Here is a 13,581-nt window from a genome sequence, read left to right as displayed (position 1 = left end):
GCCATGAGAAAGAAAATGTCCTATTCCGTATTAGCCGTTCTATTGGCTTCCGTTACGATGCTGAACGCCTGCTCCGACAACTCGACAAACAACGGCGCTGCCAATAATGGGGGGACGGATAACGGAGGCGGCAATAACGCAGCGACGGATAATAGCAGCGGAAATGCGGGCAGCGGCAAGGCTGAACCGCCGCTCAAAGAGCTTAATTTTCCGGATGCGTTTCCGAAAGTCCCCGCGGCAGTGGATAAATCCAGCTATGCCTACGACGATATGAGCAAATCCTACGACCTGGATATTATGGTATCCGGCTCCTTCAACCAGTCGGTACCTGAGGATAAGGTGAAGGAATTTCTGGAGAAGCAGTTCAACGTGAAGCTGAAATTCACGAGCATGAACGCGGATGATCTGAAGAATTCCGTCAGCGTGCGTTTTGCTTCCGGGGACGAACCGGACATGGTCATGATGCCGAACAAGGATGTCGCCTTATCGCTATATAATGCCGGCCAGCTGCTTGATGGCAAAGAAGTGCTGCCATATATGCCGCAGGCTATGGAATATGTCACGAAGGAATACAAGAACTGGGCCACCACGAAGGATGACCAACTGATTGGGGTGCCGCGTTACAGCGTGTTCCCGGACAACTGGGCTTATTTTATCCGCCAAGACTGGCTGAAGGAATTTGGCATGAGCATGCCAACGAATGAAGACGAGCTGTTCGCTTATGCGAAAGCAGTCGTCGAGAAGGATCCTAACAAGAACGGCAAAGCCGATACCTGGTTGATGGGCGCTGCGGGTGCAGGCAACGGGTGGTCCATGATGGATGCGCTGAAGACGATATATGGCCATCCAAGCTGGAATGAGCAGGACGGCAAGATCAATCATCCGATGCTGGATGGTACGACCAAACAGTTCCTGCAGTTTGTGAAGAAATTGTACGACAACAAGCTGCTTGCGCCGGACTGGTATACGATTGGCTGGGAGCCGTTCAAAGCCTACAGCTTGAACGATCAGATCGGCCTCGTCTGGTACCCGGGCTGGAATATCGTGCAGGAGCAGTACGATGCGAAGAAGAAGGATGCAGTCGCAGCTACGCTGTGGGAACCGCTTAATCCGCTTAAATCAAGCGACGGTAAAGGCGGCATGTACGGACCGGGCGGCAATCCGGGCGGCATGTTCATCTTCTCCAAGAAGCTGCAGGATGACCAAGGCAAAATGATGCGTCTTGCCCATATGCTCGATACAATGATTTATCCAAACGAGAATTACTGGGCCGTTTCACAAGGCGGCGGGCCGGAAATCTTCCCGGATGACTCTACCGTAAAGCTGAACGATGACGGTACGAACGTCTTCTTCATCAAGGATTCGCACCTCTCGAAGGTGAAGCCGGAATATCAATCGCTCGCAGACTGGCAGTTCTTCGGCTACACACTGATCTGGCAAGTTTATGACGACGAGCCGGTTGGCGTAACCGGAAGCAAATGGAATCAGCAGGTTATCGCCATGCCGCGGTATAAGAACTTTGATATGAATCTGACGCTCGACGGCCCGACAAGCCAGAAGCTGACGGATTTCCAGAACAAGAATGAAATCTCCTTCGTACTCGGCAAACGTTCCTTTGACGATTGGGACAATTATGTGGAAGAATGGAAGAAAGCAGGCGGACAGAAGCTCATCGACGATGCTGCCGCGCAGCTGGGCGTAGAGAAACAATAAGGTACTACTGGTATTCGGTATACTCATGAATGTGCATTCGTGCATTCGTGAGTATACTTGTCTATATACGGGATAACGCCGCCATGGAAGGGTGCATCTGGATTGAATCCTCGCTTCGCGCTTGGTTCACGCGCTAAATTGATTCTACTTTTGTTCATACCAAGCACGTTGTTCGTGTTTTTCGTCGTTCAGATCGCCAAGGACTATACGCTCGGGTTCCTCAGGGAAACGCAGAACGAAGCACTTGCCGGCATGTCCAGTCAGGTCACGCACTTAATCTCTATCTACAATAGCGAAATCACCTATAACATGCTGGAAATGGAGCAGACGATCAAGCAGGAGGGCGGCTCTGGCGATAATTTAAGCAGCTCCATGCATACAGCCGCGCAAATCCGCTCGGACTTTGTTCGAGGCATCGTTTATATTCGCAAGGATGGCGTCATTACGGGGTATCCGCAAAATTTCTGGGGCAATTTCTCGGAGAAGGAAGAACAGCTCGTGCGGAAGCAGGCGGAAGAGAGCCGGGGCGTGTTCGAATGGTCGGATACGATCCGCTCCGATATCGGCCGAACGGGGGCTTATGGCCCGACAAGCCTAGTGACGAAGACCGTTTTCGACGAAGAAGGCCATCCGTCCGGTTATCTGGCCTTTCTCGTAGATTTATCTGCATTTCTGGATCGAAGCGCAGCCTTCGCCGGCAGCTACGATACGCAGACGCTGCTCTATGGCAGCGATAATCAATTGATCGACTATATCTGGGCAAGCCCGTCAACGCAGTTCAGAAGAAAGCTTGTTGAGGAGAAGAACGTAGAGACGCTGCCGCAGGCACTGCAGTATTTCAAAGAAGCCGGCGTCTATCATTCCGTCTCGTATATGAATACGAACCTGAAATGGAAGGTCATCGTCGTTGGTGACGTCAATAAGCTGGAGAACCGGTTCAAGCCGCTCGGGCAGATCGCTTGGTCGCTGCTGCTGTTCGGTCTAATCGGGTTTCTGGGTATATATATTACGGTTTCTTGGTGGTTTACGAGGCCGATTCTCGCATTGACCAAAGGAATTCGCAAGGTTGCAAGAGGCGACCTGGAAGCAAAGGTGCAGGTGAAGCAGCGAGACGAGTTAGGTGAGCTGGCGAATCAGTTCAACCAGATGACCGGCAAAATATCCGATCTTGTCATCGGCCTGCAGCGAACGGAGGAGGCAAAACGCCAATCCGACATGCAGGTGCTGCTGTCGCAGATCAATCCGCATTTTCTGTACAATACGCTGAATACGATCGACATCATGATTGACGTCAGCCCCAAACCGGAGCTGCACGAGATGATGGAGGTACTGTGTCGGCTGCTCCAATACAGTCTGGACGACAACAAACAGCCGCCTCTGGTAGATGAACTGCGTTATGCCAGCGACTATTTGCATATCTTATCCGTCCGCTACGGCAACCGCTTCCAATTTCGGATTGGATCGGCCCCGCCGGAGATTGCGCAGATGCCGGTCATGAAGCTGGTGCTGCAGCCGATCGTAGAGAACGCGGTGTTCCACGGCCTGCATGCATTGGAAGGGCGGCAAGGTGAGCTTGACGTCTCGGTTCATGTCGAGGAACGAGCGGTCGCGATTGATGTGCGAGACAACGGTGTCGGCATTCCGAAAGAGAGGCTGGAATGGCTGCGGCAGGCACTACGGGAGGATGTGGATCCGGGCAGTGAGCGCGGCATCGGAGTGCTAAACGTTCATCGGCGGATCCGGCTTCATTTTGGAGAACGTTATGGCTTATCCATCCGGAGTGAATACGGGGAAGGAACGACTGTCGTCATTCTGTTGCCACGGCTTTAAAGGAGTGAAACTCCAAAGCGGTGAGAGTTTGACTCTGTCAAACTCCCTATTACAGGAGGTTAGCGAATGAATGAACCTACTTTTCGCCTGCTTATCGTCGATGATGAACCTTTAGCCAGGATGCGGATTCGTTCATTCGATTTGGCGGCCCGCGGTTATGAGATCGCTGGGGAAGCGGAGAATGGCGAGCAGGCTTGGCGGATGATTGAGAAACTGCAGCCGGATATAGTGATCGCGGATATTGGCATGCCGATACTTGATGGTTTGGGCTTATTAAAGCGAATCCACGGCATGACGTCCCCGCCTGCAGTTATTCTATTAACGTGTTTCGAGGATTTCGAGAAGGTGCAAAGCGCGATGCGAAACGGTGCAGCCGATTATTTGACCAAGCTGCTGCTAAGCGAGACGGAATTCATTTCCTGTCTGGACAGGGCGGTCGAGGAAATCCGCAAGGCGCGGATGCAGAAGCATTGGACGCTGAGGCAGCTGCTGCAGGATTGGCTGCTCTCGGGGGGCGCATCCGCATCCGCGGAGGCGTTGGCAAACGAATTGTCGGCCTTCAAGCAATTCAGGCTCGGACTGCTGCGATTTCCCAGTGATGTCAAACATGATGCGGCGCTGATGATCGATGCTTATGAGAAGGAATTTGCCCCGTACACGTCTTTCATTATTCGGTTGACGGAGCCGTTGTGGGCAGTCCTGCTCGCATCGAGCGAGCCCAATGGCAGCGCGGATTTCAATGCCTGGACCCTGCACACGCTGAAGCAGGGCTATGACGAATGCCTGGGCCGAGGTATTGAGCCGCTCCAAGCGCTATCGGGCTTCAAGTATAAACTGGCCCAGCTGCCGGATGCACTCGCAACATGCCGCAAGCTTCTCGAGCAGGCTTTCTATGAACCTAAAGGCTGCGTCATCGTCGGTGAAAACAGCCCGGAAGCAGAAGCCTCATCATCATCGAATGCCAGACTGAAGGCGCTCTATGCCGATATTAAGAAGGCGGCGGAAGAAGACGACACTGCTGCACTTGCGACACTGCTGAATGCATGGCGAGATGAGATTGCCATGTATGCAAAGCCGGGCACCGAACAGCTGAAGCACGCGGGCTTCGAGCTCAGCAGCTGTTTCCGGGAGGACTTTGATTTGGAAACAGCGGAGAGAGCGATTGCCGCTCGCGAATGGATTCTGTCCGCGATTGAGCATTGCGAGCATGTCAGCAGCCTCTCTATCATCATCACGCAGTTGATAGACAACTTAAACCGCAGGACAATGCCCGTTCATCGCTGCCGCCAAGAAATCCGCGACGCGATCAAGTATATCCGCAGCAACTATCAAGAGGACATTGATCTGGTCACCGTAGCCCGCCAGGTTAACTTGAGTCCGAGTTGGTTCGGAACGCTGTTCCGCAATGAGACGGGACACAGCTTCTTGGATTACCTTCAGGATTTTCGGCTGGAACAGGCAAAGGCTATGGTGGCACAATCGGATCTCAAAATCTATGAAATCTCCACGTTAGTCGGGATTGCGAACCCGAGATATTTCTCACGGTTGTTCAGTGATAAGTACCGGATTAGTCCGCAGGATTACCGAAGCAAGGCAAGAAGCAAGCTGCTTGGATAACCTGCTGGATAGCAAATAACCAAACGATTGGACAATCACAAGAGCAGCGGGGCTGACGTCAAGTTGACGGAGCCGCTGTTCTTTTGTTGTAATGGAGGAAATAAGCTTGGAGCAAGGAGCGATTGCGCGTGCAGGTGAACAGTGGAACGGTAGAAACGATACAGGTGCAGCAGAACGAAATCGCGGAGCGCATTAATCGGCTGCAGCAGCTTATGGCCCAAGCGGGCATCCATGCTTTTCTGGTCACGCAGCATGTGGACCTTTATTATTTTACAGGCTCGATGCAGGCCGGGTATGCCTTTATCCCGGCTGAAGGGACGGCAGTATTCTATGTGAGACGCAGCGTGGAGCGGGCTATTCAGGAGTCGGCTATTCAAGTGAAGGCGTTGAATTCATTGCGCCAATTCCGCGCTCAGCTGGAGCAGGACCATCCTGCTGTGTTTGGCAGCGGCAATGCCAATGGAGATCAACCGGTGAAGATTGCAACGGAGATGGATGTGCTGCCGGCATCCACATTCGCCAAGCTGGCCGAAGCACTGGCGGGCAGCAGCAACGATTGCTCTCTGGTAGACGGTTCGACGCTTGTTCGACGAGTTCGGATGGTGAAGTCGCCGTGGGAGATTGGCCGTATTGAAGCAGCCGCAGAGGTTGTCGCAGAAGCGCTGGAAGCCGCTGTAGGCATCATTAAAGAAGGTCTGACGGAGCTTGAGCTGATGGCCCGAATCGAATATGAAATTCGTATTCGCGGTCATATCGGATTAATGCGCACCCGCAGCTACAACATGGAAATTACAACCGGCATGCTGGGCTCAGGCGCTGCGGCTGCCGTTCCGAGTGCGTTCGATGGTCCGGCAGGCGGCCTCGGCCTTGGACCTGCGTTTCCGCAAAGCACGAGCCGCAAATCCATCGGCAGAGGGGAGCCGATCCTCATTGACATCGGCTGCTGCATCGATGGCTATATTATCGATCAGACGCGAACCGCAGTGATTGGAATTCTGCCTGATGACTTGGCGGAAGCCTATGCGCAGGCGGAGCGCATCATTCGCCAATCGGAAGTGCTGATGCGTCCGGGCACATCCAGCGAATCGATCTATGCGGCTGCGCTGAAACAAGCTGCTGATGCAGGGCTTGCCGATCATTTTATGGGGTATGGCATCAATCAGGTCAAATTTCTCGGTCATGGCATCGGGCTTGAAGTCGATGAGTGGCCCGTGCTTGCGAAAGGTTTCAGCGATCCGCTCGAAGCAGGCATTACACTTGCGGTAGAGCCCAAATTCACATTTCCGGGACGCGGTGTCGTCGGCATCGAGAATAGTTACCTCATTACCGATACCGGCTGCCGGCCTCTCACAAGATCGCCTGAAGGGCTGATCCTAATCCCATAATGAAGAAGCTGTTTGCGAGTCAACGATAGGTTGCCGCAGACAGCTTCTTTGCGTTTCCAGCTGCCTCCAGCTTGACTCAGATGCGGTACTTCTCTATTAGATTTAACTGTGGTTAAGGTAATCGGCAAAGCCGATTTCTATTGGACTTTGCTGTGCTACAATAATGCTGAATCTATATGCCAATAAGCGGAAATCGACCAATCTACCCAATCTAAGAGGTGCTGTACGATGAAAATGACGTTTAGATGGTTTGGCAATGATGACCCGGTCACCTTGCAAAATATCCGCCAAATTCCTGGGATTCACGGGATTGTAACCGCACTTTACGACGTGCCGGTCGGTGAAGCGTGGCCGGTGGAATCCATCAATCGGCTTAAAGAAACCATCGAGGCTGCAGGGCTGCGGCTTGCGGTGATCGAGAGTGTTCCCGTGCATGAGGACATCAAGCTGGGACGACCTTCACGAGACCGTCTTATTGAAAATTACAGTCAAACGATACGCCGCCTTGGCGAAGCCGGTGTGCCGGTCATCTGCTACAACTTTATGCCCGTGTTCGACTGGACACGCTCGCAATTAGCTTACACACTGCCGGATGGGTCCACGACCTTGACGTTCGAGGACGAAACGATTTCCCGCATGGATCCGGTGAACGGCGACTTGTCGCTGCCGGGCTGGGATCAGAGCTACACCAAGGAAGAGATGGGCCAGCTCATTGACGCTTACGCCGAAGTAACGGAAGACGTGCTTTGGAGCAATCTCGCTTACTTCTTGGAGCGCGTCATTCCCGTCGCCGAAGAGGCTGGCATCGTCATGGCCATTCATCCCGATGATCCGCCATGGCCAATCTTTGGCCTGCCGCGTATCGTAAGCAATTTCAGTCAATTGAAACGGCTGACCGAGCATGTGAACAGCCCATCGAACGGCATTACCTTCTGTTCCGGCTCGCTCGGTGCGAACGAAGATAACGACTTAACCGCGATCATCCGCCATTTCGGCTCGCAAGGTAAACTGCATTTTGCCCATACAAGAAACATCCTTCGCACAGGTCCGCGTTCCTTCCAAGAATCGTCGCACCGCTCGTCCGACGGCTCCATCGATATGGTGCGGATATTGGAGGCACTGCACGAAACCGGATTTACGGGACCGCTTCGTCCGGATCACGGCCGTATGATTTGGGGCGAGCAAGGCCGTCCCGGCTACGGACTCTATGATCGCGCGCTCGGAGCAACGTATTTGAACGGGATTTGGGAAGCGATTTCAAAGACAAGGAGCTGACCGCGAGCCTTATGTTGAAATTATCTGTATTTACGGTTGCGACACCGGATCTTACACCGGAGGCGTTATGCGAAGCGGCAGCAGCTGCAGGAATCAGCGGCATCGAATGGCGCTGCAAAGACACGCCGGCAGAGCTCCGCAAGGAGGCGCCTTCCTTCTGGGGAAACAATATCTGCACACTCTCGCAGCATGCAGATGAGGAAGAGATCAGCCGTTTCGAGCAGGCGGCGAACCGATCCGGTATGAAGCCCATCTCCATTACGCCCTATATCCAATGCGGCGATATCGAAAGTACGGAGCAGGTCATGCGGCTTGCGAAACGTTTTGGCGCATCCATGATTCGCGTTGGCGTTCCCGGCTATAACCGCACTCGCAACTACAACGAGCTCTACGAGGAAGCGATCTCGTACCTCAAGGTGGTAGAGCAGCTGTCCCGCCAATATGGTGTCAAAGCGCTGGTTGAAGCCCACCACGTGACAATCGCGCCAAGTGCATCGCTCGCGCACCGGCTCGTATCGCCTTTCGATCCGGATTGCATCGGCGTGCTCTATGACCCGGGCAACATGGTATACGAAGGCTTCGAGAATTACCGGATGGGTTTGGAGCTGCTGGGACCGTATTTGGCCCATGTTCATGTTAAGAATGCAGGCTGGCAGCCGCCACGCACGGCATCATCGGACCCGTTGCAATCGCAAGAATGGTCTTGCAGCTGGAGTCCCATCGCCAATGGCCAAGTGCCGTGGAAACAAGTACTCCGCGACCTGAGGGCAGTCGGCTATGATGGCTGGTTTGGCGTGGAGGATTTCAGCACGACCTTTGATACAAGAACGATGCTGCAAACGTATGCCAATCAAATGAAAACTTGGATGGAGGAGATCGAATGAAACAGCTTCGCTACGGCATTATCGGAATCGGAAACATGGGCTCAGGCCACGCAAATATCCTGACTTCGGGCACTATCAAGGGGGCCGTGCTCACCGCGGTCTGTGATGGTTTCGAGAGCAAACGGGATTGGGCAAGAGAGAAGTTCGGCGATAAAGTCGCCGTGTTTGAGAGCGCCGAGGCCATGATCGATTCGGGCCTTATCGACGCCGTCGTTGTGGCTACTCCGCATTACGATCATCCAACGGAAGCCATTCAAGCTTTCAACAAAGGCATGCATGTACTGATCGAGAAACCTGCGGGCGTCTATGCCAAACAGGTGCGGGAGATGAACGAAGCGGCTGCGGCAAGCGGCAAAACCTTCGGTATCGTCTACAACCAGCGGATGAATCCGCTCTATCAGAAGCTGCGCGAAATGATTCAATCCGGCGAGATCGGCGAAGTCCGCCGCATCAACTGGATTATTACGAACTGGTACCGGACGCAGGCGTATTACGACTCCGGCACATGGCGCGCAACATGGGGCGGCGAAGGCGGCGGCGTACTGATCAACCAATGCCCGCATAACCTTGATTTGTGGCAGTGGACAACGGGCATGATGCCAACCCGGATGCGCGCATTCTGCCAATTCGGCAAGAATCGGAATATTGAGGTCGAGAACGACGTCACGGCTTACGCCGAATATGAGAACGGGGCAACGGCGGTATTCATCACATCCACCTCGGATGCGCCGGGCACGAATCGTCTTGAAGTATCGGGAAGCCGCGGCAAAATCGTCATCGAGAACGATAAAATGACCTTCTGGCGTCTGCGCGAAGAAGAAGCTGCATTCAACGCCCGCAACACGGAGCCGTTCGCTTCGCCGGAATGCTGGAAAATCGATATCCCAAGCTCAGGACCGAGCCCGGAGCATGCAGGTATTTTGCAAAACTTCACGGATGCCGTTCTGCTTGGAACGCCGCTAGTTGCGCCAGGCGAAGAAGGAATCAAAGGCTTAACGCTTTCCAATGCGATGCATTTGTCCACTTGGCTGGATGGATGGGTGGATTTGCCGCTGGACGAAGCGCTGCATGAAGCGGAGCTGAATAAACGCATCGCAAGCTCAACGTTCCAGAAGCCATCTACGGCTGCAGCAGAAACCAAACCGGCTGATCTGACAGGTACGTTCTAATACATCCAATTTATCCAATTAAGGAGAGTGACCCGATTGTATAAGAAGCAAATCGCTGCTCAGCTCTACACGCTCCGTGACTATTGCAAGACAGCCGAGGAGCTGGATGCCGCGCTGAAGCGCGTCAAAGCCATCGGCTACGATGCTGTGCAAGTGTCCGGCATTGGCCCCATCGCACCGGATGAAGTGAAACGCATTTGCGTCAGCCACGGCTTGGCTATTTGCGCCACTCACGTACCGACGAACCGTCTGCTGAACGATCTTGACGCGCTGATTGCGGAGCACCAAGCATGGGGCTGCAAATATGTCGGCATCGGCTCTATTCCGCCGGAATACCGGAATGACAAAGCGGGCTACGCGGCCTTTGCCGGAATTATGAACGAGATCGGCGATAAGCTGGCGGAAGCCGGCCTGGAACTCATCTATCACAATCATAAATTCGAATTCGAGAAGTTCGAAGGCAAGACCGGCATGGATTGGCTGCTTGATGCCAAAGACGGCCCAAGCGGCGCATTCAGCTTCGAGCTGGATACGTACTGGGTGCAGGCAGGCGGAGCCGACCCTGTAAGCTGGATCATGAAGGTTGCAGACATGAAGGTCGTCCATCTCAAGGATATGGCGATCGTAAACGATCAGCAGGTATTCGCCGAAATCGGCGAAGGCAACCTGAACTGGCCGGCGATTATCGAAGCTTGCCGCGAAACGGGCGTTGAATGGTATGTCGTGGAGCAGGACGTTTGCCCCGGCGATCCGTTCGAGAGCTTAGCGATCAGCTACCGCGCGCTTCAGCAGCTAGCCTACCAAACGGAAGAGGAGCTGAAGGGCGATGTCAGGGTTTAATCGCAGCGACGGGATGAACTATGCGCCGGTAGCGATCAAGAAACCGGAACCGGTCGTCGGCATCGGCGAGTTCGTATTCGCCGCCATGGGCCTCGACCACGGCCATATTTACGGTCAGACGAACGGCCTCCTCGAAGCGGGCGCGACGCTGAAATGGGTATACGACCGCGATCCGGCTAAGGTGGAGCAGTTTCTGAAGGTCTACCCGCAGGCGACAGCTGCCGCCTCGCCGGAGGTGATCCTCGAAGACCCGCAGGTCAAGCTGGTCGCGTCTGCCGCCATTCCATCTGATCGTGGGCCGCTTGGCGTCGCGGTCATGAAGCACGGCAAAGATTATTTTACCGACAAAACCCCGTTCACCACGCTGGAGCAGCTCGCGGAGGCGCGGGAAGTAGCGGCGGCGACTGGACGCAAGTACATGGTCTACTACAGCGAACGCCTGCACAACGAAAGTGCGATCTATGCCGGCAAGTTGCTGGAGGAAGGCGCCATCGGACGCGTCGTTCAGGTGATCGGCACCGGCCCGCACAGGCTGAACAAGCCATCGCGTCCGGATTGGTTTTTCCGCAAGGAACAGTACGGCGGCATTCTGTGCGATATCGGCAGCCATCAAATCGAGCAATTCCTGCACTTTGCAGGCTGTAAGGACGCCACTGTGGCGAGCAGTAAAGTGGCCAACTACAGCAACCCGGATTATCCGGAGCTCGAGGACTTTGGCGATGCGACGCTCATCGGCGACAACGGGGCGACGAATTATTTTCGCGTGGACTGGTTAACGCCGAACGGGTTAGGCACTTGGGGCGACGGTCGGACGATTATTCTCGGCACGGACGGGTATATCGAGCTGCGCAAATATATCGATGTGGCGCGCGACAAGAGCGGCGATCACATCTATCTGGTCAACCACGAAGGGGAGCATCACCTCTCCGTTGGCGGTCAGGTCGGATTCCCGTACTTCGGCGAGTTGATTCTCGATTGCCTTAACCGGACGGAGAATGCCATGACGCAGGCACATGCCTTTAAGGCGGCGGAGCTCTGTATGCTCGCGCAAAATAAAGCCGTCCGTTTGTAAAGGAATCTATACAATGGTGATGTGCGACATGGTAAAATCATTTCATTAGGATGCGCCGCCCTGACACGGCGCCTCAAATGGAGGGGAACTGTGTGCCGCTCACGATGCAATGGCAGCAGCCGATCGAGCTGATGTACCGGAACGACGAACCGTATCCGGGCGCTCAATTTCATTCGCATGCCTTTTATGAACTGTATTATTTTCAAGAAGGCGAATGCAATTATTTGATCGGCGATAAGCTGATTACACTCCAGCCCGGTGATTTAATCCTCATGCATGGAATGACGCTTCATTGTCCAAACCCAGCACCGCATAGGCCTTATATTCGCACGATTATACATATGGATCCCGCTTACATCCATAAAGTGCTTCAAGCGGATACGGCGGCGATGCTGCTGAAACCGTTCGATGAGCTGCGCAATATCCGTATTTCGCTCAGCCCGCAGGATCAAGCAGAGCTTGAAACGCTGCTTGCGGAGATGGATCAGCTGTATAAGCGAACGAACGACGCGGGCGTGCGAACGGCCTATAATCGGTTTGTCATGCGGGTCATCGAGCTGCTGCATCTCATTCGGGATTGGTGCAGCGAGCCGGTCAATGAGCGGGAGCATCGTTCCCAGAAAGAGCAGCATGTTCAGCGTGTCATCTCTTACTTGGAGGATCATTACCTCGAGGAAGTGACGCTCGATCATATTGCCAGTGCGCTCCATTTAACGAAACCTTACCTGTCCAACCTCTTCAAAGATGTTACCGGCACAACGGTATTCAAATACTTATACAACCGGCGGATCAATCAGGCCAAAATGATGTTTCGGCTCGAGCCCAGGCAGTCGGTTTCGGAGGTTTGCCGCGCTGTAGGGTTCCACCATCTGCCGCATTTCAGCAGACTGTTCAAAACGACAGTCGGTGCAAGTCCGGAAACGTACCGGAAGCGGATGCTCCAGCTCGTTGCCGAAAGCTAAAGCCTTGCGTGCGCCGCCGCACATTCGGAGGCGTTCAATATCGGAAGCTCATTGTTTGATTTAACGGGCCGTACGGCGGTCCTAATTGGCGGCGCAAGTACGCTTGGCAGCGTCATGGCTGAAGCGATGCTTGACCATGGCGCGCATGTGGCACTAGTCGTCCGCAGCAAGGAAAGAGCGGAAGAGAAGCTTGCCCATCTGCTTGAAACAGGCCGTGCTGCGCTGTTTGAGGCGGATGCCGCGGTGAAGGCAGATCTCGAGCGCGTGCTCGGCGAGATTAAAGGCTGGGCGCCAAACGGTCGAGCGGATATTCTGCTCCATGCGGCCGGCACCAACAGCGCGACACCGTTCTTCGATATTACGGAAGAAGAATGGGATCGGATCATGGACGTCAACGCGAAGAGCGTTATGCTGGCCTGCCAGGTGTTCGGCCGATCGATGATTGATGCCGGTCATGGCGGAAGCATCATTACGATCAGCTCCGTTTCATCGGGACCGCCGCTCTCGCGCGTGTTCACGTATTCGGCTTCGAAGCATGCCGTGAACAGCATGACGCAATTTCTGGCGCGTGAATTCGCGCCGCATGGCGTACGTGTCAACGGCATCGTACCGGGGTTCTTCCCGGCGGAGCAGAACCGTGCCATTCTGTCGCCGGAGCGGGTGGAAAGCATTATGAGCCATACGCCGATGAAGCGCTTTGGCGATCCGAAAGAACTGCAAGGGGCAGTCGTTTGGCTAGCTTCCGAGGCGGCGTCCGGCTATGTCACGGGCTCGCTGATTCGCGTAGACGGTGGCTTTGGATCGATGACGATTTAATAATCCATACGGCTTGTT

Annotated in this window: 11 protein-coding genes; all 11 read left to right on the top strand. The window is 54.2% G+C overall.

Annotation, left to right across the window (positions count from 1 at the left end):
- Positions 1–3: 3 nt before the first annotated feature.
- The 11 genes from AC6ESO_RS18380 to AC6ESO_RS18330 all read left to right on the top strand — a co-directional run bounded on the left by AC6ESO_RS18380 (position 4) and on the right by AC6ESO_RS18330 (position 13,563).
- Entirely contained in the window at positions 4–1,713 is a 1,710-nt protein-coding gene (locus AC6ESO_RS18380) for a type 2 periplasmic-binding domain-containing protein (RefSeq protein ID WP_497092620.1), read from the top strand.
- 102 nt (positions 1,714–1,815) lie between these two features.
- Positions 1,816–3,543: a sensor histidine kinase gene (locus tag AC6ESO_RS18375; protein ID WP_497092619.1), complete on the top strand. Its 1,728-nt coding sequence runs from the start codon at positions 1,816–1,818 to the stop codon at positions 3,541–3,543.
- Positions 3,544–3,609: 66 nt separating this feature from the next.
- Positions 3,610–5,160: a response regulator gene (locus tag AC6ESO_RS18370; RefSeq protein ID WP_497092618.1), complete on the top strand. Its 1,551-nt coding sequence runs from the start codon at positions 3,610–3,612 to the stop codon at positions 5,158–5,160.
- A gap of 128 nt (positions 5,161–5,288) precedes the next feature.
- A complete protein-coding gene (locus AC6ESO_RS18365) occupies positions 5,289–6,545 on the top strand; it encodes a M24 family metallopeptidase (protein WP_497092617.1) in 1,257 nt (418 codons plus the stop codon).
- A gap of 228 nt (positions 6,546–6,773) precedes the next feature.
- Entirely contained in the window at positions 6,774–7,820 is a 1,047-nt protein-coding gene (gene uxuA, locus AC6ESO_RS18360; protein ID WP_497092616.1) for a mannonate dehydratase, read from the top strand.
- A gap of 14 nt (positions 7,821–7,834) precedes the next feature.
- A complete protein-coding gene (locus tag AC6ESO_RS18355; protein ID WP_497093002.1) occupies positions 7,835–8,704 on the top strand; it encodes a sugar phosphate isomerase/epimerase family protein in 870 nt (289 codons plus the stop codon).
- Entirely contained in the window at positions 8,701–9,873 is a 1,173-nt protein-coding gene (locus tag AC6ESO_RS18350; protein ID WP_497092615.1) for a Gfo/Idh/MocA family protein, read from the top strand. The genes AC6ESO_RS18355 and AC6ESO_RS18350 overlap by 4 nt, the downstream gene beginning before the upstream one ends.
- Before the next feature lie 36 nt (positions 9,874–9,909).
- Positions 9,910–10,713, top strand: a complete 804-nt coding sequence (locus AC6ESO_RS18345; protein WP_497092614.1) for a sugar phosphate isomerase/epimerase family protein — start codon at positions 9,910–9,912, stop codon at positions 10,711–10,713.
- Positions 10,700–11,785: a Gfo/Idh/MocA family protein gene (locus tag AC6ESO_RS18340; RefSeq protein ID WP_497092613.1), complete on the top strand. Its 1,086-nt coding sequence runs from the start codon at positions 10,700–10,702 to the stop codon at positions 11,783–11,785. Before AC6ESO_RS18345 ends, AC6ESO_RS18340 begins: the two co-directional genes overlap by 14 nt.
- A 92-nt stretch (positions 11,786–11,877) precedes the next feature.
- Positions 11,878–12,747 (top strand): helix-turn-helix domain-containing protein, encoded by an 870-nt coding sequence (locus tag AC6ESO_RS18335; protein WP_494820741.1) that lies wholly within the window; start codon positions 11,878–11,880, stop codon positions 12,745–12,747.
- A 39-nt stretch (positions 12,748–12,786) separates the two neighbouring features.
- Positions 12,787–13,563 carry an SDR family oxidoreductase gene (locus AC6ESO_RS18330; protein ID WP_497093001.1) on the top strand — a complete coding sequence of 259 codons (777 nt, stop codon included), beginning with the start codon at positions 12,787–12,789 and terminating at the stop codon, positions 13,561–13,563.
- Positions 13,564–13,581: the final 18 nt, after the last annotated feature.

The sequence above is a fragment of the Paenibacillus rhizoryzae genome (assembly GCF_059686995.1).
The sequence above is the reverse complement of the archived record's forward strand: the minus strand, read 5'-3'. Positions and strand labels throughout refer to the sequence as shown.

Bases quoted from the DNA above. Each gene is read 5' to 3' on its own strand.
- AC6ESO_RS18380 (WP_497092620.1), top strand. From the start codon at position 4: ATGAGAAAGAAAATGTCCTATTCCGTATTAGCCGTTCTATTGGCTTCC.
- AC6ESO_RS18370 (WP_497092618.1), top strand. From the start codon at position 3,610: ATGAATGAACCTACTTTTCGCCTGCTTATCGTCGATGATGAACCTTTA.
- uxuA (WP_497092616.1), top strand. From the start codon at position 6,774: ATGAAAATGACGTTTAGATGGTTTGGCAATGATGACCCGGTCACCTTG.
- AC6ESO_RS18350 (WP_497092615.1), top strand. From the start codon at position 8,701: ATGAAACAGCTTCGCTACGGCATTATCGGAATCGGAAACATGGGCTCA.
- AC6ESO_RS18340 (WP_497092613.1), top strand. From the start codon at position 10,700: ATGTCAGGGTTTAATCGCAGCGACGGGATGAACTATGCGCCGGTAGCG.